Origin of the sequence: Bradyrhizobium sp. 141 (assembly GCF_023074055.1) — a bacterium.
Lineage (GTDB): Bacteria > Pseudomonadota > Alphaproteobacteria > Rhizobiales > Xanthobacteraceae > Bradyrhizobium.
Window position 1 is genome coordinate 52,260 of sequence record NZ_JADPKR010000064.1, and the last position, 20,566, is coordinate 72,825.

The following is a 20,566-nucleotide window of genomic DNA, read 5'->3' on the forward strand; positions in this document are numbered from 1 at the left end:
CACCATAGCTGGGGGGCGTTTTTGCAACGAAGGACTTTGCGCATGAACGTGCTTTGCCGCCTCGCACTCATTGTTTTTCTCGCTGGAATGCCCCGCCACGCCGCAGCCGATACGCCGGAGCTCATCGCCTCGCTTAAGCAAGGCGGCTTTGTCCTGATCTTTCGGCACACCGCCACCGACGACAGCCAAAAGGACGTTTACCCCTTCAAGTTCGACGACATGAGCGCGCAGCGTCAGCTCAGCGAAAAGGGCAGGGACATGGCGCGCCACATCGGGGCGGCCGTCAAGGAACTCACGATCCCGATCGGCGACGTCTACACCAGCCGGCTGAACCGCGCGATCGAGGCCGGCAAGCTGGTCTCCGGCCGCGAGGTCAAGCCGGTTGACGCGTTGACGGACAGCAGCAACGCCAGCGCATCGGGAATGGCAAACCCGACCGGCGCCAATGCAAAGGCCGGCCAAGCCGTCCGTCAGCTCGTCGACGCGCCGCCGAAAGCAGGCACCAACACGTTCCTGGTGACCCACAAGACCAACATCGCCGATGCCTTCGGCAAGGAGGCCGGCGACGTGCAGGAAGGCGAAGCCTTTGTCTACAAGGCCGGCGGCTCCGGTCCCGCCACCTTTGCGGGACGCATCAAGATTGCCGATTGGGCTGCGAACACCGGCAAGTGACCGATCCAATTCGGCCCGCCGTCGGGACGCAGGCGGGGCGTGACTTGCCGCTCCGCCACAGTCCTGTGATACCAACGTCCCGAGAGGTGCGACTGGAGGATCGGCGACACGTGAGAACATCGGAAGACCGCTCATTCCTCGTCTGGCTTGGCGTGATCTCCGTCGCGTTTGGCTGGCTGCTTTGGCCATTCTCTGGTGCATTGTTGTGGGCCACGCTGCTGGCGATCATTTTCGCGCCGCTCTATCGACGTTGCGTAGAAATGTTCCCGAAATGGCGCAACGTTGCCGCACTTTCCACCGTTGTCGTCGTGGTCGTCATGGTCCTGATCCCCGTCGGGGTCATCATCGCTTCGCTCGTCGACCAGGGCGGCGAGCTGTATCAGCGCGTTCAGACGGGGGAGATCAATCTGGCTCATCCCCTGCAGCAGCTGAAATCCGCGCTGCCCGACTGGGCCGCTTCCCTCTCGGATCGCCTGGCCGGCATCGATTTCTCGGCCCTGAAGGAGCGCCTGTCGAGCCTGGTTGTCCCGGCCGGCCAGCAGCTGGCCGGCCATGCGATCAACTTCGGTCAGTTGACACTGGAGTTCGTCGCAAGCTTGCTCGTGATGCTGTATCTGCTGTTCTTTTTCCTGCGCGATGGTGACGAGCTGAACATACGCATCCGCGATGCGCTGCCGCTGCGGCCGAGCCAGACCGCCGAGATCCTGGATGCCTTCACCCTGGCGGTTCGCGGGACGATCAAAGGGATCATATTGGTTGCCCTGATCCAGGGAGCGCTTGGCGGGGTGATCTTCTGGCTGCTCGGCCTGACTGCACCATTGCTCGCGGGCGCCGTCATGGCGCTGCTTTCGCTTCTGCCCGTGCTCGGCTCCGCCCTGGTCTGGGTTCCGGTCGCCATCTACTTGCTCGTGGCCGGCTCGATCACGAAGGGCATCATCCTGCTCGCTTTCGGGACCTTCGTGATCGGTCTTGCCGACAACTTTCTCCGCCCGATCCTGGTCGGCCAGTCGATCCAAATGCCGAGTTATGTCGTGCTGCTTGCCACCCTGGGCGGCCTTGCGGTTTTAGGAGCGAACGGCTTCGTCATCGGTCCACTCGTCGCCGCAATGTTCCTGACGGCGTGGCGCATCTTCGTGGCCTCGAAGGCGCGGCGGGACATCCGGGAATAACCTTCATTCCTTGCGCGGCCGGTCCAGCACCTCGCGCACGCGCAGCGCCAGCTTTGCCTGGGAAATCGGCTTTTCGAGCAGGTCAACGCCTTCATCGAGCCGTCCCTGATGGACCACGGCATTCCTGGAATAGCCGGTCATGTAGAGGACCTTCAATCCCGGCCGGATCTGCTGCGCCCGTCTCCCGAGTTCACGCCCATTGATTCCGGGCATGACGACATCGGTGAGCAGCAGGTTCACCTTGGGCTCCTCCTGCAACAGGATCGTCAGCGCTCCCTGGGCACTCGGGGCAGAAACGACGCGGTAGTTCAGATCACGCAGCACATCGGACACGTAGGCCCTGAGGTCGGCGTCATCTTCGACAATGAGAATGGTCTCGACCTTTTCTCCTTCAGGCAAGACATCGTCCGGCTCGCTCACGGCCGTCTGGACCGCGCCGTGGTAGCGCGGGAAATACATCTTGATGCTCGTGCCGTGGCCGATCTCGCTGTAGATCTTCACATGCCCGCCCGACTGCTTGACGAAACCGTAGACCTGACTGAGCCCGAGCCCGGTCCCGTGGCCCGGCTCCTTGGTCGTGAAGAAGGGCTCGAAGGCGTGATCGACGACGTCCGCGGCCATTCCGCTTCCGGTGTCGGTCACGCAGATGGCGACGTACTGGCCGGGAGACAGCTCGGGATTGAGCCGGCTGTAGTCATCGTCGGCCGCGACGTTCACGGCCTCGACCGTGAGCTTGCCGCCTTCCGGCATGGCGTCGCGGGCGTTGATCGCGAGATTGATGATGGCCGATTCGAGATGATTGGCATCGGCCTCGATTTGCCAGAGACCGGCGCTCCCGACCGCCTCGACCTCAATACGCTCGCCCAGTGTGCGCTGGAGAAATTCCTGTACGCCATTGAGGAAGTTGTTGACGTTGATCGGTTTCGGATCGAGCGCCTGCCGGCGGGAAAAGGCAAGGAGACGGCTGGTGAGCGCCGCAGCTCTCTGGGCGCCACGCTTGGCATGCGCTAGAGAGCGCTGCAGATTGCCGCTGCCGGCCAATTGGCGGGCATTGCGCTCGGCGGTTTCGATATTCCCAAGCACGATCATGAGCAGATTGTTGAAGTCGTGCGCGATGCCGCCACTGAGCTGCCCGACGGCTTCGAGCTTCTGAGACGCCAGCAGCTGCTCCTGGACCTGCTTGAGCTCGTCCTGGGCACGCTTGCGCTCGGTGAGATCGCGGGTGACTTTTGCAAAGCCGATGATGTGGCCTTCCTCATCGACGATCCGATCGATGATGACCGACGCCCAGAAGCGCGATCCATCCTTGCGCATGCGCCAGCCTTCAGCCTCGAAGCGGCCGTGCTCGGCAGCTTCCGCCAACGCGCGTTTCGGGACTCCGATTTCGAGATCTTCGGGCGTATAGAACTGGCTGAAATGGCGCCCGATGATCTCATTCGGTGCGTAGCCCTTGATGCGCTCGGCGCCGGGATTCCAGCTCGCCACGTTACCCTCGGGGTCGAGCTGGAAGATGGCATAGTCAATGACGGCCTCGATCAATCGGCGGTAGCGTCGCTCGCTCTCCAACAGGTCGAGATGGGCCTGCTGACGTTCGGTGATGTCACGCGTCACCTTGGCGAAGCCGATCAACCGACCCTGCTCGTCCTTGATGGCATCGAGCACGACCAGCGCCCAGAACCGGCTGCCATCCTTGCGGACGCGCCATCCTTCGGAATTGAACCGTCCGGTCTCACGCGCCGTCGCCAGCGCCTTCCCGGGTAAACCCGCGGCGCGGTCCTCGGGCGTGTAGAACACTGAAAACGGTTTGCCGACGATCTCGCTGGCGGAATATCTCTTGAGACGCTCGGCCCCCGCGTTCCAGCTTCTCACGGTGCCGTCGATGTCGAGCATGAAGATGGCGTAATCGACGATCGCGTTGACGAGCAATTCAAGGCGGCGGCCGTCCCCGATCTCGTCGAGTGGCGTTTGGCTCATTTTTGTCCTGAAGGTACTCGTGGGATGGCCTGACTAGCTCAACGGTCCTCCAGCAGAGATTGTTCCCGGCCAACCTACGATTATACCATCGCCTAGATCAGCGAAGGATAATGGCTTTGCAGGAGCGACCGCCCGCTCATGGGGCATAAGCGAGAAAGCGCGGCGCAGAGAGTTTGTCAGGCGGTACTTGGGCGCCCTTGAATATGGTGTCTGCCTGGGCCGCGCGTTTGCAATGCGGGCAGACGAAGAGATGCGCGATGATCGGGACCGGCTCGTCCGCGAGCAGTTCGGATCGGTACCACCTCATCTCGATATGGCAATCCGGGCAGGTCGGTGCTTCGAGATGCTCGGCGGCGCTTCTGAGACGATCAACCATGGGGCCACCAGCGTTTTCGAATTCCATAACGGAATACCCTTTGTCGGTCTGCAACAAAAGACACTCAGTCTGAAATTTAGGAACGCCGTCCACCGACCGCCGCGGCTACAGCCTTCGCAGCGCCACGCTCTCCACCGTGTGGTCGGCGCCCTTCTTCAGGATCAGCGTCGCGCGGGGGCGGGTCGGCAAAATGTTGTCCTCGAGATTGGCGAGGTTGGTGCGCTCCCAGATCGCGATCGCCGTGGCGGTGGCTTCCTCGTCCGACAGCAGCGCGTAGCGGTTGAAATAGGATTTCGGGTTGGTGAACGCGGTGTCACGCAGCGCCAGGAAGCGCTTGATGTACCATTGCCGCAGCGCCGCTTCGTCGGCGTCGATATAGACCGAGAAGTCGAAGAAGTCGGAGACGACGGGCACCGCCTTGCCATCGCGCGGCAGCTTGCCGGTCTGCAGCACGTTGACGCCTTCGACGATCAGGATGTCGGGCTGATCGACCTCGGCCCACTGGCTCGGCACGATGTCGTAGGTCAGATGCGAATAGACCGGGGCGCGCACGTGGCGGCGGCCGGATTTGATGTCGGACAGGAAGCTGAGCAGCAGCGGCAGGTCGTAGCTCTCCGGAAAGCCCTTCTTCTGCATGATGCCCTGCCGCTCGAGCACCGCGTTGGGATAGAGAAATCCGTCGGTCGTGATCAGTTCGACCTTCGGCCGGGGCGACCAGCGCGCCAGCAGCGCCTGAAGCACGCGGGCCGTGGTGGATTTCCCGACCGCGACCGAGCCGGCGACTCCGATGATATAGGGCACCTTGCGGTCGCGGATGTCGAGAAATTGGCGCTCGGCGTAATACAGGCGCTGCATCGCGTCGACATAGATCGACAACAAGCGCGACAGCGGCAAGTAGATGTCCTCGACCTCCTGCAAGTCCAAGCGGTCGTGCAGCGAACGCAGCCGGTCGAACTCGCCCGGCTCCAGCGTCATCGGCGTATCGTCGCGCAGCCGCGACCACGCTTCGCGCGTATAGACGCGGTACGGATTATACTGCTGCTCGGGTGCGCGGATATCCATGACGCGACCTCTCCACTCGGCTAGTTGCCGCCCTTGCGCGACGCCTTCTCTTCCAGGCCCGACATCGTCGTTCGCTTTTCGAGCGTCGCCTCGACCTCTTCCAGCTTTACGCCGCGTGCCTTGAGCAACACAAGGAAATGGTAGAGCAGGTCGGCGCTTTCAGCGATCAGATGCGCGCGATCGTTTTCGACTGCTGCGATTACGGTTTCGACTGCTTCCTCACCGAACTTCTTGGCGCAATGCTCGGCGCCCTTGTCGAGGAGCTTGCGGGTATAGGACGCTTCGCCGCCAGCCGCCGCGCGGGCGTCGATGGTCTCGGCCAGATCGTGGATCGTGAAACGCGGCATCGGAATTACTCGGAAACACGCTTGGCAACAGACTCGGCAGCAGACCTGGCCACGGAAGCCATTCCCCGCCGCCTCATGTAGCACTTTTGCGAACGGGAGTCGTCAGGCATCGAGGCGCATGGCTAGTCCGCGCCGGGCCATGTGCTCCTTGGCTTCACGGATGGTGAATTCCCCGAAATGGAAGATCGAGGCGGCCAGCACCGCCGTCGCGTGCCCGTCGCGGATACCGTCGACGAGATGGTCGAGATTGCCGACGCCGCCCGAGGCGATCACCGGAACGGAAACGCTGTCGGCGATCGCCCGGGTCAACGGGATGTCGAATCCCTGCCTCGTGCCATCGCGATCCATCGAGGTCAGCAGGATCTCACCGGCGCCGAGCGCGACGACTTCCTGGGCGTATTCGATGGCGTCGATACCGGTCGAATTGCGGCCGCCATGGGTGAAGATTTCCCAGCGGTCGCCGCCAGGGCGCTTCACCCGTTTGGCATCGATCGCAACCACAACGCACTGCTCGCCGAATTTCTCGGCTGCTTCCTTGACGAACTCGCGCCGCGACACCGCCGCGCTGTTGATCGAGACCTTGTCGGCGCCGGCGCGCAGCAGCGTCTTGATGTCGTTGACCTCGCGCACTCCGCCACCGACGGTGACAGGCATGAAGCAGGCCTCCGCGGTGCGGCGGACGACATCCAGCATGATGCCGCGATTCTCGTGGGTCGCGGTGATGTCGAGGAAAGTGAGCTCGTCGGCGCCGGCCGCGTCATAGGCGATCGCGGCTTCGACGGGGTCGCCGGCATCGCGCAGATCGACGAAGTTGACGCCCTTGACGACTCGGCCGTCCTTGACGTCGAGGCAGGGGATCACGCGCACCTTGAACATGTATCAGCTCCCGGGCGCGCGTGCGTTGCGGATCAAAGTGAGGGCCGCGGCGGGATCGAGCCGACCATCGTAAAGCGCGCGGCCTGCGATCGCGCCGGCGAGCCGCGACGCCCGCGGCGTCAGCATCGCCTTGACGTCCTCGATCGAGGCGAGACCGCCGGAGGCGATCACGGGGATGGAGATGCTGTCCGCCAGCGCAATGGTCGCATCCAGGTTCAAGCCCTTGAGCAGGCCGTCACGCGCGATGTCGGTGAAGATGATCGCGGCAACGCCGGCGTCCTCGAAGCGCTGCGCGATCTCGAGCACCGTCACCTGCGAGGTCTCGGCCCAGCCTTCGACCGCGACCTTGCCGTCACGCGCATCAAGCCCGACCGCGACACGGCCCGGAAACTTTTTCGCGGCCGCCTTCACCAATTCAGGGTCGCGCACCGCGGCGGTGCCGATGATGACGCGGGTAATGCCCTTGGCGAGCCAGGCTTCGACGGTCTTGAGATCGCGAATGCCGCCACCGAGCTGCACCGGGATCTTGATCGTCTTCAGCATCGCCTCGACAGCCCCGGCATTCACCGGCTTGCCGGCAAAGGCACCGTCGAGGTCGACGACGTGAAGATACTCAAAACCCTGCTCGGCAAAGCTCTGCGCCTGCGCGGCGGGATTGAGGTTGAACACGGTCGCACGCGCCATGTCGCCTTGCTCGAGGCGCACGCACTGGCCGTTCTTGAGGTCAATCGCCGGAAAGAGGATCACGGTTTCCATCGCAGAAAGTTCGAGATCAGAGCGAGGCCAAAGCGCTGGCTCTTCTCGGGGTGGAATTGGGTGCCGATGGCGGTGTCCTTGCCGACGATCGCGGTGACAGGCCCGCCGTAATCGGCGCGCGCGAGCACGTCCACCTCGCTGGTGGGGTTGAGGTGGTAGGAGTGCACGAAATAGGCGTGCTGGCCCTTGGGGCCGAGCGGCAGCTTGTTCAGCACCGGATGCTCCTGCAGCACCTCGAGCGTATTCCAGCCCATGTGCGGGATCTTCAGGCTCTCATCGCGCGGCGTGATCTTCTCGACGTCGCCGCCGATCCAGTTCAGGCCTTCGGTGATGACATGTTCCTTGCCGCGGCTCGCCATCAATTGCATGCCGACGCAGATGCCGAAAAATGGCCGCGCCTTGACGCGCACCGCTTCGGTGATCGCCTCGACCATGCCGTTGACGGCATCCAGCCCGCGCCGGCAATCGGCGAAGGCGCCGACGCCCGGCAGCACCAGACGGTCGGCGCCATAGGCCTGGTCCGGATCGCTGGTGACGAAGACCTTCTGCGGAATCTCCAGGCTGCGCGCCGCGCGCTCGAAGGCTTTCGCGGCGGAATGCAGGTTGCCGGAACCGTAATCGATGATGGCGACGCTCATCTTGACCCTCCCGGTTCTGGAAACAATCCAATGATGCCGCCGGCCGGAATGGGCGGCGGGTTCGAGAATTGCTGACCCGGCACAGTGCGGGTCGGCGGCGGGCCGCCGCGATCGACGGCCCATTGATCGTTGACGATGCCGTGCTGCTTCTGGCTCCAGCGCTCGAAGAAGCGGCGCTCGGCAGTGTCCTCGTTGTCGCCAAGCACCACGTCGAGCTGCCGCCATTTGCCGCGCGACAGTGTCCAGCGACGCAGGCTCGAGGCCTCGAACCCCATCAGCAGCGCAACGATGAGATCGGCGAAGAAGATCGGGCCTCGTCCAACACCGAGGCTGGACAGCCCCGCGTTGAACGCCGCCACGAAGATCAGATAGCCGATCAGAACCAGCCACAGCCGATGCCACAGCAGCCAGAACGGACCGAAGATCATCGCTTTGACATGGAAACCGTCACGCACGAACACGAACCTGTCGGTCGCGCGCAGATCGGCTCCGGCAGGGGAGGGAGCATGAACTGTGTAGACAGACATGGTGATGCCCCGTTCCTAGGACTCAGTAATACCGCAAGCGGCGCGTGCCGCGGGCCGAAAGACGTCAGCCGCCGAGCGAGCCCTTGGTGGACGGGATTTCTCCCGCCGCTTTCGGATCGATCGCGACCGCGGTGCGCAGCGCCCGCGCCAGACCCTTGAAGCAGGACTCGGCGATATGGTGGCTGTTATCGCCATATAGGGTCTCGACGTGCAGAGTCACGCCGGCGTTCATGGCGAAGGCCTGGAACCACTCGCGCACCAGCTCGGTGTCGAACTCACCGATCTTGTCGCGGGGGAAGTCGGCCTTGAACACCAGGAACGGACGGCCCGAGATGTCGATCACCACGCGCGACAGCGTCTCGTCCATGGGCATGTGCACGCCGGCATAGCGGGTGATGCCCGCCATGCTGCCGAGCGCCTGCCTGACCGCCTGGCCGAGCGCGATGCCGGTGTCTTCGGTGGTATGGTGATAATCAATGTGCAGATCGCCCACCGCCTTGACCGTGAGGTCGATGCGGGAATGGCGGGCGAGGAGATCGAGCATATGGTCGAAAAAGCCGATGCCGGTCGCGATATTGGCCACGCCGGTGCCATCGAGGTTCACGGTGACCTCGATGTCGGTTTCCTTGGTCTTCCGCTTGATCGTCGCGGTGCGCATTGAAGGCTTTCGCTTCTATTTGAGCATGATCCTTCCCGGAAAACCGGTATCCACTTTTCCGGGATCATGCTCGGGGCCGAAAACGCCAGTCTATTAACAGTCAAATGACCCCTTCGCTACTGCGGGAACGGCTGGCGGGACCTCTACTTCTACCTATGGTGAGTGAATTCGGCCCGGAACGGCCCGTTGTGCGCCTGCTCCTGACCGCCTAAATCAGGCCGGACAACGAGGTATTTCATGCAGGATTCCCAGAACAGCTCGCCGGGCTGGCACGGCACCACGATTTTGACGGTCCGCAAGGGCGGCAAGGTGGTGGTCGGCGGCGACGGCCAGGTCTCGATCGGCCAGACCGTGATCAAATCCAACGCCAAGAAGGTCCGGAAACTCGGCAAGGGCGACGTGATCGGCGGCTTTGCCGGCGCAACCGCCGATGCCTTCACCCTGTTTGAGCGGCTCGAGGCCAAACTCGAGCAATATCCGGGGCAGCTGACCCGGGCCGCGGTGGAGCTGGCCAAGGACTGGCGCACCGACCGCTATTTGCGGCGGCTGGAGGCCATGATGATCGTGGCCGACAAGGACGTCTCCCTGGTGCTGACAGGCACCGGCGACGTGCTGGAGCCCGAGGCCGGCGTGATGGCGATCGGCTCCGGCGGCAATTACGCGCTGGCGGCGGCACGGGCCCTGCTCGACACCGACAAGGACGCCGAGACCATCGTCCGCCGCTCCATGGACATCGCCGCCGACATCTGCGTCTACACCAACCGCAACCTGACCATCGAAAGCCTGACGACCGGCTAGGCGGAGCGTCATTGCCCGAACTCCTATCCGCGCGCTCGGCGCAACCTCTCCCGCTTGCGGGGGAGGTCGGCGCGAAGCGCCGGGTGGGGGCTCTCTCCTCTTGGAGGCTGTCCCATTGCGGAGACACCCTCTCCCCAGCCCTCTCCCGCAAGCGGGAGAGGGAGAACAGCACTGCCGGTGCCGCTACATGGCCGTAACCTACACCTTCCGCCCGATGACAACGGCCGATTTGCCGCTGATCCGGCGGTGGCTGGGCGGGGCGGATGTACGGGAATGGTGGGGCGACCCGGACGAGCAGTTTGCGCTCGTCAGCGGCGACCTCGATGAGCCGGCCATGGACCAGTTCATCGTGTTGGCTGGCCAGCAGCCCCTGGGCTATCTTCAATGCTATCGCCTGACCGCCTGGAATACGGGCTTTGGGCCGCAACCGGAGGGCACGCGTGGGATCGACCAGTTCATCGGCGAAAGCGACATGATCGGACGCGGTCACGGTTCGGCGTTCATCCGCCAATTCGTCGATGAGAAGCTCCGGGAGGGCCTGCCACGCATGGTTACCGATCCGGACCCGCTGAACCCCCGCGCCATACGTGCCTATGAGAAGGCAGGCTTTGTCCGCGATCGCATGGTCGAGACGCCGGACGGTGTCGCGCTGTTGATGGTGCGCGACCAATGACGCTGACGAGCACGCATCAGAGCAAAGTCGCGGTACCTCCGCTCGGCTGGGTCGGAATCGCGCTGCTGCTGATGGCGCTGCAAGCCTCGATCCTGCTTGCGATGGGGCGCGTGCCGATCTGCACCTGCGGCTATGTCAAGCTGTGGCATGGCGTGGTGAACAGCTCGGAAAATTCCCAGCACATCACCGACTGGTACACATTCTCGCACGTCCTGCACGGTTTCCTGTTCTACGGCCTGACCTGGCTGCTGTTCGCGCGGTTGCCGTTCCTGCCTCTGTCCTGGCCGGCACGGCTGATCATCGCGATGCTGATCGAAGGTGCCTGGGAGATCGTCGAGAACTCGCCCTTCATCATCGAGCGCTATCGCGCCGGCACGATCTCGCTGGATTATTTCGGCGACAGCATCGTCAATTCGGTCTCCGACAATCTGGCCATGGTGCTGGGGTTCCTCGCCGCGCGCGTGCTGCCTGTATCCGCGACCGTCCTGCTCGGGCTCGCCTTCGAGATCATGCTGGCGCTCCACATTCGCGACAATCTGACGCTCAATATCCTGATGCTGATCCATCCGGTCGAGGCCGTGAAGCAATGGCAATCCGGCCCGCCGATCATCTGACGGTCGAAAAAACCGGCTTGTCCCGGCCCGCAACTGACCCTAGCTAAGGTCCCATGACAGACTTCTCCCCCCGTGAAATCGTTTCCGAACTCGACCGTTTCATCGTCGGCCAGGCCGATGCCAAGCGCGCCGTCTCGATCGCGCTGCGCAACCGCTGGCGGCGGCAGCAGCTCGAAGGCTCCTTGCGCGAAGAGGTGCTGCCGAAGAACATTCTGATGATCGGCCCCACCGGCGTCGGCAAAACCGAGATCGCGCGGCGGCTGGCGAAACTTGCGAATGCGCCGTTCCTGAAGGTGGAAGCGACAAAGTTCACCGAGGTCGGCTATGTCGGCCGCGACGTCGAGCAGATCGTGCGCGATCTCGTCGAGGTCGCGATCGCCCAGGTCCGCGAGAAGAAGCGCAAAGACGTGCAGGCCCGCGCGCAGCTCGCCGCCGAGGAACGCGTGCTCGACGCGCTGGTCGGCGCCAATGCCAGCCCGGCGACGCGCGAATCCTTCCGCAAGAAGCTGCGCGCCGGCGAGCTCAACGACAAGGAAATCGAGGTCGAGACGCAGTCGTCCGGTAGCGGCATGCCGATGTTCGAGATCCCGGGCATGCCGGGCGCGCAGATGGGCGCGATCTCGATCGGCGACATCTTCGGCAAGCTCGGGGGCCGCAGCAAGACGCGGCGGCTGACCGTGGAAGGCTCGCACGAGATCCTCGTCAACGAGGAATCCGACAAGCTGCTGGATACCGATCAGCTGACGCTGGAGGCGATCAGCGCGGTCGAGAACAACGGCATCGTGTTCCTGGACGAGATCGACAAGATCTGCGCACGCGACGGCCGCGTCGGCGGCGACGTCTCGCGCGAGGGCGTGCAGCGCGATCTGCTGCCCTTGATCGAAGGCACCACGGTCTCCACCAAGCATGGCGCGGTGAAAACCGACCACATCCTGTTCATCGCCTCGGGCGCCTTCCACGTCGCAAAGCCGTCCGACCTGTTGCCGGAATTGCAGGGCCGCCTGCCGATCCGCGTCGAATTGCAGGCTCTGACCCGCGACGACATGCGCCGCATCCTGACCGAGCCCGAGGCCTCGCTGATCAAGCAATATGTCGCCTTGATGCAGACCGAGGGCGTGACGCTCGACATCGCCGACAGCGCCATCGACGCGCTCGCCGATGTCGCGGTCGCCGTCAACTCGACCGTCGAGAACATCGGCGCGCGGCGGCTGCAGACCGTGATGGAGCGGGTGCTCGACGAGATCTCCTTCACCGCCCCCGACCGCAACGGCGAGACCGTCCGGGTCGATGCGGATTTCGTGCAGAAGCACGTCGGCGACCTCGCCAAGAACGCGGATCTGAGCCGGTTTATTTTGTAATTCTGGGCGGTCACGCTATTGATGCGGCGTGACCGTACGCATCCTGCATAATCCCTGGCGCATCCTGCTCGCGGTCAACGCGGCGGTCATCGTTGGCGTGTTCGTCCACAAGATCCAGCTGCCGCCTTACGTCCCCTACATCCATCTCCTGGTCGACTACCATTTCGGCTTCATCAAGCGCGCACTGATCGGCGCCATCGTCGCGCTGTTCACGGACAAGGTGCCGGTATGGGCCGTGTTCGCGATCGGCGGGGTGACGTGGCTGGTGACATCAGCCCTTTACGCAAGGCTGTTTCAGAAGACCTTCGGCTTCACCGCGAAAACGCTGCCGCTGTTCGTCTTCATGGCGGGCTCGCCATTCTTTCTGAAGAACTTCATCCACACGCTCGGCCATTTCGACATCTATGGCTGTGCGCTGTCGCTCGTCCTGCTGCTGATGCCGGCGGGGTCGTTGCTGTTCGTCGCCACGGCCGCGTTGTTCTCGATCGTTCTCGTGCTGATTCACCACATTCATCTGCTGATGTATGTGCCGACGATCATCACCATTGTCGTGGCCAGGCACTATCTCGCTTACGGGCCCAATCGCAGCAACGTCGTCTTCGGCATCCTCGCCTTGCTCATTGTCTCCGCGCTGTTCTTCGCCGCGCAATTCCTGGGAACGATGCCGATCCCGGAAGCGGATTTCGTCGCGTATCTGAAGACCCGGATGGCAGATCCCTCGCGAACCGACCTGCTGCAATTCGCCTACATCTGGTACCAGCCGCTGGCGAAGGAGGTCTCGGACACCTGGGGCCGCCTGCCGCACAACATCCTCGGCATACCCGTGTTCGCGCTGCTGATCTGGCTGCACATTCCGCTGTGGCGCTATTTTGCGAAGCTGATCGGCGCGCTGGCACGCGACACGCACCGCCGCCTCGTGATCGCGGCGCTGATCGGCGTCAGTCTCGCCTATGTCGTGATGTTCGCGATGGTGTTCGACTATTCGCGCTGGATCTCGAACTGGGCGGTCTGCATGTTCCTGATCCTGCATGCGGTGAAGATGCTGCCGGCTGCGCGCGAGACTGCGCCGATTCCGGCGGAGGATCGGAACACCAACATCTTCGGCCTGATCCTCACGCTGATCCCGCGCGTCGGAATCATCCGGCCGTTCTAGAGTCTCGCCCGCCGGATCCGCACATACAGCGCGCCCTCGCCGCCATGGCCGATATGGGCCGTCTCGAAGCCGACGACGAAGGCGCGGAATTCCGGCAGGCTCAGCCATTCCGGCACCTGACGGCGCAGCACGCCGCTTTCGCCGCCGCTGCGGCCCTTGCCGGTGATGACCAGCACGAAGGTCAGGCCGTCGTGATGGGCCCGGTGCAGGAAGCCGGTGAGGGCGCGATGGGCGCGCGTCTGGGTCATGCCGTGCAGATCGAGCCGTGCCTCGATCTCGCTGCGGCCGCGCGACAGTTTTGTGCGCTCGCGCTTGCCGAGCGGCGCCAAAGGCGGGACGGCTGGTTTTGCGGCGCGCGGTGCCGGCGCTGCGGCAATCGGGCGGGCCGATGACGTGGGCCGCGCGATTGGTGCGACGGATGAGGGCTCGGCACGCGGCGGAGCATGCGCCTTCGCCGTGCGCTGCTTCCTCAGCGGCTTGACCTGTTTGGCAACGACCTCCCACAGCTCGCGCTCCTCCTCGCTCAGCGCGCGGCGGCGCGGCGAGGGGCGAGGCTCCAGCACGGGCGGACGGGACGATCGCTTCATTGCTGCCGATGGGGACGTTTCTTCACCGGCCGCTGCGGTTCGGAAGCGGGCTCGATCACGGGACGCGGCGCGGGCAGCGGGACCGGACCGGCGATGGCGACCGTGTCGGTCTTGGTGTCCGTAGGACCAGTGGCGGCAGCAGGCTTGGCCGTCCCCTTCCCGGGATCGGTTTGCGGAAACAGCTTGGCGATCTTCTCCGAGGGGCGCGGATCAGGCACCGGCAGCCGGGCGCCGCGCGCCGTGGGATCGAGGCCCTTCGGCACCAGCATCACGAAATGCATGGGATGGCGCAGCCGCCCGGAGATACGGCCGGCCTCCTGGCCAGCGCCGAAAAATAGATCGGCGCGCGCGGGTCCGATGATGGCCGAGCCGGTATCCTGCGCGATCATCAGCCGATGGAACGGCGTCTTGGAGCGCTCCGAATCGATCGGCAGCTCGCCCTCGATGAAAAACGGCGTGCCGTAGACATGCAGCGATTTGTCCACGGCAATGGAGCGTCCCGCGGTCAGCGGAATGCCTTGCGCACCCACCGCCTCGTCCTTGTCGGACAGGTTGACCTCGCGAAAGAAGATGTAGGCGCGGTTCGCGCGGCGAAGCTCCTTGGCGCCCTCAGGGTTTTGCGTCATCCATTCCCTGATCTTCTGCATCGACATCTCCTCTTTCGGGATGATGCCGCGCTCGATCAGGATGCGACCGACGGCCGTATAGGGATAGCCGTTATAGGCGTCGTAATTGAGCCGCACTGTGCCGCCGTCGTCAAACTTGATCCGCGCCGAACCCTGGATCTGTGCGAACAGCAGATCGGTCGGATCCTTCAGCCAGGCGATCTCCAGCCCGCGGCCGGCGATCTTGCCGTCCTCGATCTCGCCGCGATCGTAATAGGGTACCAGCTTGCGGCGGCCGATCTTGCGATAGACCGGGCCCTTGTTGGGCAGGCTCACAGAATCCTGCTTGTATCCGCGCACGAACAGATTCGAGGGACGGCGGTAGACCGGCACATTGTAGACATCGGTCTGCGTGCGCGATCCCTCCAGCACCGGCTCATAATAGCCGGTGACGAAACCGTCGGGCTCGCCGAGACGCGAGATCCGCAGCGGCGAAAAGTTCTCCTCGAAGAAGGTCTTTGCCTTGGCGTCGTCGGCGAGCTCGAGCGATTTTGCCGCCCGGCAAGGTTCGTTCAGCGAGCCGCCAATTGCTTTTGATTCGGCCTTCGACTCGGCCGCGCCGGTCTGCGCATTGATCGTCCGACAGCTGGCGCGGAACGTTTTGTACGCCGCGAGATGATTGTCATCGCCCCAGCCCTTCACGTCCGCCCAGGCCAGCGGCAGATATTGCGCGCCGGATATTTCGAACGGCAGCGGGAGCTGCGGATAGGGCAAGGCCCGCGGCGGAGCGGCAGGCAATGCCGGGAGATGATGGTGATGGCTGCGATAGTGGCGCCGCGCCGCCTCGGCGCCGAGCGAAAACGACGACAGCACGACGACGCCTGCGCAAAGCGCGGTCGCGCTGGTCTTCAGAAGGACCTTAATTCGCGCTTCCGGTGCCAACCAGCTTCCAGTTCGGATCGCGAGAGGTGATGTCGCGGGCGAAAGTCCAGATGTCGGTGATGTCGGCGACCGTGTCGGCGCTGCCATCGACGATGTTGCCGGCCTTGTCTCGGGTCGCCGAGATCATCTGCGAGACGAAACGGATCGTGAGCTGGGCGGTACGATCGCGCAGCTCGGCGCCGACGAGCTCGGCCTTGTCGATCGAGACGAAGCGGGTCTCGGTCTTCTGCTCGTTCTTCTCGCGCTCCTTGATGGCGGCGTCGAAGCTGTCATAGACATCCGACGACAACAGGTCGCGCAGCGCGCGGCGGTCGCCATTGGCAAAGGCCAGCACGATCATCTCGTAGGCGCCGCGGGCGCCCGAGATGAAATGACGCGGGTCGAACGCGGAATCCTTGTCGACGATGGCATCCAGGCCCTGCGCCAGTGCGGTGCCCGGCTCGGTCAGGCCCTTCCAGCGGTCGGAGGGCGGGGTCGGCTCGGCCGCCGGCGCCAGCGGGGCCTGGTCGATCACCTTGCCCGGCATGGTCACGACGTTGTTGTCTTGGGCACCCCCCAACGCATTGCGGGCGGCGGTCCGATCGAACGGCGGCCGCTCGTTGCCGGTCCGCTGCCCGAGCACGCTGCGCAGCCGCAGAAAGATGAAGACCGCCAGCGCCAGGAAGATAATGGTGTAGATGTCCACGTCGTATTCGCTTTCTGGTCTTTGCTCTGGGTCTTCGCTTTGGGGTCGTCGCCGGGAAAATCAATCCGGCCAGTAGACCGTTCCATACGGGAACGGCAAGTCTACATCACCATTTTAGGTCCACGTCAGGTCCGTGGGATGTAGGCACGAAATCTTGCCTGGCCAATGGCGCCTTTTGGCACAGCGCCGAGTGTAGCGCGTTTTATGCTTAAGGGGAAACCCGAACCTGCCCGGAAATCGCGCATCTTCAATCGTTTAAGGCGCGAATTTGCGGAAAAGGCATGGTGAGCGTCACAGCGGCGGGCGCGGCCCGAATTCCCCTCCGGGACCGTTCGTCCTTGTGGAATGAGGCGGCCCTATGTTAGCCAACCGCCGCGAAATTCAGCCCCAATCGGGTAAGGAGAGACTCTCATGACCAACGGTAACGGCACCCCTCCCGAGGCGGCCCAGGCTCCCCAGCTCAACGTGCTGGCGCAATATACCAAGGACCTTTCGTTCGAAAATCCGAACGCGCCGAGTTCGCTCCAGCAGCAGAGCCAGCCGCCCCAGATCAACATCCAGATCAATGTCAGCGCCAACAATCTCAGCGAACAGGAGTTCGAGGTGACGCTGTCGGTCGAGGGCAAGGCCGAAACTGCGGGCAAGATGATGTTCTCGTTCGAGCTCGCCTACGCCGGCGTGTTCCGCATCGCCAACGTGCCGAAGGAGAATCTGCATCCGCTGGTCATGATCGAGTGCCCGCGCCTGCTGTTCCCGTTCGCCCGCGAGATCATCGCGACCGCGGTGCGCGACGGCGGGTTCCCGCCCCTGATGCTGGATCCGGTCGACTTCGTCGGTCTCTATCGCCAGAACATGGAGCGGCAAATGGCCGCTCAGGGTGGTGGCCAGACCGGCCAGGCCTAAATCAGGCCTAAATCACGGCTATCCAGCCGGAGGGGTGACTGGAGCGGCGAGATACTCGTTCCAGATCGCCTTGTCGCCGAGCGTTGCGATGAAGGCCCGGTGGGCCTCGCGCTCGGCGTCGGAAGTCCGCAGCGCCAGCGGCACCAGGCGCTGCCGCCGCGGTGCATCGCCCGCCGCATTGACGCGAATCTCCTGAGCGTCCGACGCCAGGAGCAGCTGCGACTGCCGCGCCCCGACCAGATCGACATAGACCTCGGCCAGCAGCTCGGCGTCCAGCAACGCACCGTGCTTGGTGCGGTGTGAATTATCGATCGCATAGCGCGAGCAGAGATCGTCGAGCCGGTTGGACACGCCCGGATGCTTGCGACGCGCCAGCAGCAGCGTATCGACCAGCCGTTCGCGCGGGATCGCCGCACGTTTGATGCGATCGAGCTCGGCATTGATGAAGCCGACGTCGAACGAAGCGTTGTGGATCACCAGCGGCGCATCGCCGATGAATTCCAGGAACTCGTCGACGACCTCGTGGAACAGCGGCTTGGTCGCCAGAAATTCGGCCGATAGTCCATGCACCGCAAACGCTTCCGCCGGCATGTCCCGTTCGGGATTGATGTAGACGTGGAAGCTCTGCCCCGTCGGCATGCGGTTGAAGATCTCGACGCAGCCGATTTCGACCAGACGATCGCCGCGAAGCGGATCGAGGCCGGTGGTTTCGGTGTCGAGAACGATTTCGCGCATGTCTTGGGATTGGTGTCTTGAGATCAGGATCGTGAGGGCCGTGTGAGGCGGCGAATCAGGTTCGCCGTTGCGGCATCTTAACGACCTCGGTCAGGATGTGCTTGATTTGCGCGCGCACCGGCTCGAGTCCGTGTGACGTATCCACCACGAAATCGGCGCGCCGGCGCTTTTCGGCGTCGGGCGTCTGCTTGGCGATGATCGCGTCGAGCTTGGCTTCGTCCATGGTGCCGCGCGCCAGCACCCGCTCACGCTGGAGTTCCGGCGAGGTCGAGACCACGACCACGGCGTCGACCCGCTTCTCGCCACCAGTCTCGAACAGCAGCGGGATATCGAGAACCACGACCGGCGCCTTGACCGCTTCCGCCTCGGCGAAGAACTTTTGCCGGGAGGCGCCGAGCATCGGATGGACGATCTGCTCGAGCTGCTTGATGGCGGCAGGATCGTGCACGACGCGCGCCGACAGTTTTGGCCGATCGACCTTGCCATTCGCGGTGGTGCCGGGAAAGGCGGCCTCGATCGCGGGGGCGGCTTCACCCTCATAGAGCTGATGCACGGCGGCATCGGCGTCGTAGACGGGCACACCAGCCTCCGCGAACAGTTTCGCGGTGGTGGATTTTCCCATCCCGATCGAGCCGGTCAGTCCCAGGATCCGCATCAGCCTACAGCCATGTCAGTCATTTACACGGCAACTAGCCGTTCGCGTCGCAGAAACGCAAGCAGCGGCAGCAAAGGCAGGCCGAGAATGGTGAAATGGTCGCCTTCGATGCGCTCGAACAGATGGATGCCCAGCCCTTCGAGCTGATAGGCGCCGACGCTGGTCGTCACCGCGTCGCCGGCGGCATCCAGATAGGCTGCAAGCTCGTCCTCCGTCATCTCCCGCATGGTCATGCGGGCGATCGAGACGTCTTCGAAAACAATCTTGCCGTCATGCGCCACCGCCACCGCGGAATTCAGCTCATGGCTGTTGCCGGCGAGATCGCGCAATTGCGCCAAGGCCTGCGGACGGCCGGCGGGCTTGTTGAAGAGACGGTCGCCAAGAGCCAGGGTCTGATCGGCGCCGATCACGTAGCTCCCAGGATGATGCGCCGAGACGGCTTTGGCTTTTTCGCGCGCCAGCAGCAGGCCGATCTCACGCGGGTTCGAAAGCTTCGACGCAGCCTGAATGCTGCGTTCATCAATATCGGCCGTGATCGCTTTGAATTCGAGACCGGCATTCGCCAGCAGCAACTTCCGCGCGCTGCTCTGCGAGGCCAGGATCAACGGAGATTTGCCGAGCCACAGACCCATCGCGAAAATTATCCGGAAGGCCGGTTGCGCTGGCGGTCACTGTACAGCTTCATGATCGCCGCCGCGGTTTCCTCGATGGAACGACGCGTGACGTCCAGCAGCGGCCAATCATGCTTGGCGATGAGCTTGCGCGCAAACGCGACCTCCTCGGTGACCGACTGCCTGTCGGTATAGGTGTCGTTGCCGGAGTCGGAGCCCATCGAGAGCAGGCGATTCTGGCGGATCTGGATCAGTCGTTCCGGCGTCGCGTGCAGACTGACGACCAGCGGCCGCGTCAGCGTCTCCAATTGCGAGGGCACCGGGATGCCCGGAACCAATGGCACATTGGCGGTGCGGATGCCGCGATTGGCGAGATAAATCGATGTCGGCGTCTTCGAGGTGCGGGACACGCCGACCAGGACGACGTCGGCATCGTCAAGGCCTTCGACGTGCTGGCCGTCGTCGTGGATCATCGTGTAGTTAAGCGCGTCGATGCGCTTGAAATATTCCGCGTTGAGGACGTGCTGAGCGCCGACGCGGCCCGTGGTCGCAGCCCCGAGATAGGCTTCGAACAGCTGCATCACCGGGCCGATGATCGACAGGCTCGGAACGTTGATCTCCTTGCACTTGTCCTCGAGCCTGGAGACCAGATCCTTCTCGAGCAGCGTGAACAGCACGATCCCCGGCGCTTCCTCGATCTCGTCGAGCACCCGATCGAGCTGCTTTTGGCTGCGCACCAGCGGATAGACATGCTCGACCGGCGTCACATTGGCGTATTGGGCCGCGACCGCCCGTGCCACGGTGATCAGCGTTTCGCCGGTGGAGTCGGAGACGAGGTGCAGATGGAAATAATTGTTCGAGGTTGGCACAAAATCTCTTTGTATGAAGGCGGTGTGGTTTGTGGATTTCTGTGGAGCTTAACCGCTCGGAAAGGGTTGCGCGACACCAGGGGCGGGACAAGTGCCAATTTTCTTCACACCGCTGCCCGTCTGAACAAGTTCGCCGGCCTGCGCGGACGGAAACGGGATTGCGCGGACAACCCCCTTGATAAGCTGCCGACAGAAAGGCGCAAGCCTTTGAAGCTGGCCGACTTATCGGAAGGCACCAGGAGCTTCGGGGATATGTTGATGGGTGTGAACAAGCGCGCGTGAACCCGCGGACGGAATTGCATGAGTCCAATCCACGGTCACAT

At 63.5% G+C, this 20,566-nt stretch carries 24 protein-coding genes; 8 read left to right on the forward strand and 16 right to left on the reverse strand.

What is annotated here, in order from left to right; translation table 11 throughout:
• Positions 1 to 42: 42 nt before the first annotated feature.
• Positions 43 to 672 (forward strand): histidine phosphatase family protein, encoded by a 630-nt coding sequence (locus tag IVA81_RS18385; RefSeq protein ID WP_247320574.1) that lies wholly within the window; start codon positions 43 to 45, stop codon positions 670 to 672.
• Positions 673 to 824: 152 nt separating this feature from the next.
• Positions 825 to 1,841 (forward strand): AI-2E family transporter, encoded by a 1,017-nt coding sequence (locus IVA81_RS18390; RefSeq protein WP_346659398.1) that lies wholly within the window; start codon positions 825 to 827, stop codon positions 1,839 to 1,841.
• A gap of 3 nt (positions 1,842 to 1,844) precedes the next feature.
• Here IVA81_RS18390 and IVA81_RS18395 read toward each other — a convergent pair whose 3' ends face one another.
• From IVA81_RS18395 to hisB, 9 genes are all read right to left on the reverse strand, one after another.
• Positions 1,845 to 3,815, reverse strand: coding sequence for a PAS domain-containing sensor histidine kinase (locus tag IVA81_RS18395; RefSeq protein ID WP_247320576.1), 1,971 nt, complete (start codon positions 3,813 to 3,815; stop codon positions 1,845 to 1,847).
• A gap of 136 nt (positions 3,816 to 3,951) precedes the next feature.
• Positions 3,952 to 4,245, reverse strand: coding sequence for a hypothetical protein (locus IVA81_RS18400; RefSeq protein WP_247320585.1), 294 nt, complete (start codon positions 4,243 to 4,245; stop codon positions 3,952 to 3,954).
• Positions 4,246 to 4,296: 51 nt separating this feature from the next.
• Entirely contained in the window at positions 4,297 to 5,253 is a 957-nt protein-coding gene (coaA, locus tag IVA81_RS18405; RefSeq protein ID WP_247320587.1) for a type I pantothenate kinase, read from the reverse strand.
• A gap of 20 nt (positions 5,254 to 5,273) precedes the next feature.
• Positions 5,274 to 5,600, reverse strand: coding sequence for a phosphoribosyl-ATP diphosphatase (locus IVA81_RS18410; protein ID WP_247320589.1), 327 nt, complete (start codon positions 5,598 to 5,600; stop codon positions 5,274 to 5,276).
• A 102-nt stretch (positions 5,601 to 5,702) separates the two neighbouring features.
• Entirely contained in the window at positions 5,703 to 6,476 is a 774-nt protein-coding gene (gene hisF / locus IVA81_RS18415) for an imidazole glycerol phosphate synthase subunit HisF (RefSeq protein WP_247320591.1), read from the reverse strand.
• Between the two features lie 3 nt (positions 6,477 to 6,479).
• Complete coding sequence (hisA, locus tag IVA81_RS18420) at positions 6,480 to 7,223, reverse strand: 1-(5-phosphoribosyl)-5-[(5-phosphoribosylamino)methylideneamino]imidazole-4-carboxamide isomerase (protein WP_247320838.1); 744 nt, start codon at positions 7,221 to 7,223, stop codon at positions 6,480 to 6,482.
• Positions 7,220 to 7,870 (reverse strand): imidazole glycerol phosphate synthase subunit HisH, encoded by a 651-nt coding sequence (hisH, locus tag IVA81_RS18425; RefSeq protein WP_247320593.1) that lies wholly within the window; start codon positions 7,868 to 7,870, stop codon positions 7,220 to 7,222. Before hisH ends, hisA begins: the two co-directional genes overlap by 4 nt.
• Positions 7,867 to 8,397, reverse strand: a complete 531-nt coding sequence (locus IVA81_RS18430) for a DUF2628 domain-containing protein (RefSeq protein ID WP_247320595.1) — start codon at positions 8,395 to 8,397, stop codon at positions 7,867 to 7,869. The genes hisH and IVA81_RS18430 overlap by 4 nt, the downstream gene beginning before the upstream one ends.
• 64 nt (positions 8,398 to 8,461) lie before the next feature.
• Complete coding sequence (gene hisB, locus IVA81_RS18435) at positions 8,462 to 9,055, reverse strand: imidazoleglycerol-phosphate dehydratase HisB (RefSeq protein WP_247320597.1); 594 nt, start codon at positions 9,053 to 9,055, stop codon at positions 8,462 to 8,464.
• 237 nt (positions 9,056 to 9,292) lie between these two features.
• Between hisB and hslV the strand changes: the two genes are divergently transcribed.
• The 5 genes from hslV to IVA81_RS18460 all read left to right on the forward strand — a co-directional run bounded on the left by hslV (position 9,293) and on the right by IVA81_RS18460 (position 13,651).
• The gene (hslV, locus tag IVA81_RS18440; protein WP_247320599.1) at positions 9,293 to 9,853 is read left to right on the forward strand and encodes an ATP-dependent protease subunit HslV; all 561 of its coding nucleotides are present in this window, start codon (positions 9,293 to 9,295) and stop codon (positions 9,851 to 9,853) included.
• Between the two features lie 187 nt (positions 9,854 to 10,040).
• On the forward strand, positions 10,041 to 10,526 hold the full coding sequence (locus IVA81_RS18445) for a GNAT family N-acetyltransferase (RefSeq protein ID WP_247320600.1): 486 nt from the start codon (positions 10,041 to 10,043) through the stop codon (positions 10,524 to 10,526).
• Positions 10,523 to 11,140: a DUF2585 domain-containing protein gene (locus IVA81_RS18450; protein WP_247320602.1), complete on the forward strand. Its 618-nt coding sequence runs from the start codon at positions 10,523 to 10,525 to the stop codon at positions 11,138 to 11,140. The genes IVA81_RS18445 and IVA81_RS18450 overlap by 4 nt, the downstream gene beginning before the upstream one ends.
• Positions 11,141 to 11,193: 53 nt before the next feature.
• Positions 11,194 to 12,498, forward strand: a complete 1,305-nt coding sequence (hslU, locus tag IVA81_RS18455; protein ID WP_247320604.1) for an ATP-dependent protease ATPase subunit HslU — start codon at positions 11,194 to 11,196, stop codon at positions 12,496 to 12,498.
• 28 nt (positions 12,499 to 12,526) lie between these two features.
• Complete coding sequence (locus IVA81_RS18460; RefSeq protein WP_247320606.1) at positions 12,527 to 13,651, forward strand: hypothetical protein; 1,125 nt, start codon at positions 12,527 to 12,529, stop codon at positions 13,649 to 13,651.
• On the opposite strand, the gene IVA81_RS18465 is transcribed toward IVA81_RS18460, so the two are convergent.
• From IVA81_RS18465 to IVA81_RS18475, 3 genes are read right to left on the reverse strand one after another with little or no spacing between them, the layout of a single operon-like run.
• The gene (locus IVA81_RS18465) at positions 13,648 to 14,238 is read right to left on the reverse strand and encodes a Smr/MutS family protein (RefSeq protein WP_247320608.1); all 591 of its coding nucleotides are present in this window, start codon (positions 14,236 to 14,238) and stop codon (positions 13,648 to 13,650) included. The two genes, IVA81_RS18460 and IVA81_RS18465, sit on opposite strands and share 4 nt — an antisense overlap.
• Positions 14,235 to 15,785, reverse strand: a complete 1,551-nt coding sequence (locus IVA81_RS18470) for an MltA domain-containing protein (RefSeq protein WP_247320610.1) — start codon at positions 15,783 to 15,785, stop codon at positions 14,235 to 14,237. Before IVA81_RS18470 ends, IVA81_RS18465 begins: the two co-directional genes overlap by 4 nt.
• Entirely contained in the window at positions 15,763 to 16,470 is a 708-nt protein-coding gene (locus IVA81_RS18475; RefSeq protein ID WP_247320612.1) for a Tim44/TimA family putative adaptor protein, read from the reverse strand. Before IVA81_RS18475 ends, IVA81_RS18470 begins: the two co-directional genes overlap by 23 nt.
• A 411-nt stretch (positions 16,471 to 16,881) precedes the next feature.
• Here IVA81_RS18475 and secB point away from each other — a divergent pair, with 411 nt between their 5' ends.
• A complete protein-coding gene (gene secB, locus IVA81_RS18480; protein WP_247320614.1) occupies positions 16,882 to 17,373 on the forward strand; it encodes a protein-export chaperone SecB in 492 nt (163 codons plus the stop codon).
• An 18-nt stretch (positions 17,374 to 17,391) separates the two neighbouring features.
• Here the strand turns inward: secB and dnaQ are convergent, their stop codons facing one another.
• Genes dnaQ through IVA81_RS18500 form a run of 4 tightly spaced genes read right to left on the reverse strand, consistent with a single transcriptional unit; the run spans position 17,392 to position 20,243 of the window.
• Positions 17,392 to 18,108, reverse strand: a complete 717-nt coding sequence (gene dnaQ, locus IVA81_RS18485; RefSeq protein ID WP_247320616.1) for a DNA polymerase III subunit epsilon — start codon at positions 18,106 to 18,108, stop codon at positions 17,392 to 17,394.
• 55 nt (positions 18,109 to 18,163) lie between these two features.
• Entirely contained in the window at positions 18,164 to 18,763 is a 600-nt protein-coding gene (coaE, locus tag IVA81_RS18490) for a dephospho-CoA kinase (protein ID WP_247320618.1), read from the reverse strand.
• A gap of 23 nt (positions 18,764 to 18,786) precedes the next feature.
• A complete protein-coding gene (locus IVA81_RS18495; protein WP_247320620.1) occupies positions 18,787 to 19,395 on the reverse strand; it encodes a Maf family nucleotide pyrophosphatase in 609 nt (202 codons plus the stop codon).
• Positions 19,396 to 19,403: 8 nt separating this feature from the next.
• A complete protein-coding gene (locus tag IVA81_RS18500; RefSeq protein ID WP_247320622.1) occupies positions 19,404 to 20,243 on the reverse strand; it encodes a pyruvate, water dikinase regulatory protein in 840 nt (279 codons plus the stop codon).
• Between the last annotated feature and the right edge of the window lie 323 nt (positions 20,244 to 20,566).

Bases quoted from the DNA above. Each gene is read 5' to 3' on its own strand.
- IVA81_RS18385 (WP_247320574.1), top strand. From the start codon at position 43: ATGAACGTGCTTTGCCGCCTCGCACTCATTGTTTTTCTCGCTGGAATG.
- IVA81_RS18395 (WP_247320576.1), bottom strand. From the start codon at position 3,815: ATGAGCCAAACGCCACTCGACGAGATCGGGGACGGCCGCCGCCTTGAA.
- coaA (WP_247320587.1), bottom strand. From the start codon at position 5,253: ATGGATATCCGCGCACCCGAGCAGCAGTATAATCCGTACCGCGTCTAT.
- IVA81_RS18410 (WP_247320589.1), bottom strand. From the start codon at position 5,600: ATGCCGCGTTTCACGATCCACGATCTGGCCGAGACCATCGACGCCCGC.
- hisF (WP_247320591.1), bottom strand. From the start codon at position 6,476: ATGTTCAAGGTGCGCGTGATCCCCTGCCTCGACGTCAAGGACGGCCGA.
- hisH (WP_247320593.1), bottom strand. From the start codon at position 7,870: ATGAGCGTCGCCATCATCGATTACGGTTCCGGCAACCTGCATTCCGCC.
- IVA81_RS18430 (WP_247320595.1), bottom strand. From the start codon at position 8,397: ATGTCTGTCTACACAGTTCATGCTCCCTCCCCTGCCGGAGCCGATCTG.
- hisB (WP_247320597.1), bottom strand. From the start codon at position 9,055: ATGCGCACCGCGACGATCAAGCGGAAGACCAAGGAAACCGACATCGAG.
- hslV (WP_247320599.1), top strand. From the start codon at position 9,293: ATGCAGGATTCCCAGAACAGCTCGCCGGGCTGGCACGGCACCACGATT.
- IVA81_RS18445 (WP_247320600.1), top strand. From the start codon at position 10,041: ATGGCCGTAACCTACACCTTCCGCCCGATGACAACGGCCGATTTGCCG.
- IVA81_RS18450 (WP_247320602.1), top strand. From the start codon at position 10,523: ATGACGCTGACGAGCACGCATCAGAGCAAAGTCGCGGTACCTCCGCTC.
- hslU (WP_247320604.1), top strand. From the start codon at position 11,194: ATGACAGACTTCTCCCCCCGTGAAATCGTTTCCGAACTCGACCGTTTC.
- IVA81_RS18465 (WP_247320608.1), bottom strand. From the start codon at position 14,238: ATGAAGCGATCGTCCCGTCCGCCCGTGCTGGAGCCTCGCCCCTCGCCG.
- secB (WP_247320614.1), top strand. From the start codon at position 16,882: ATGACCAACGGTAACGGCACCCCTCCCGAGGCGGCCCAGGCTCCCCAG.
- dnaQ (WP_247320616.1), bottom strand. From the start codon at position 18,108: ATGCGCGAAATCGTTCTCGACACCGAAACCACCGGCCTCGATCCGCTT.
- coaE (WP_247320618.1), bottom strand. From the start codon at position 18,763: ATGCGGATCCTGGGACTGACCGGCTCGATCGGGATGGGAAAATCCACC.
- IVA81_RS18495 (WP_247320620.1), bottom strand. From the start codon at position 19,395: ATGGGTCTGTGGCTCGGCAAATCTCCGTTGATCCTGGCCTCGCAGAGC.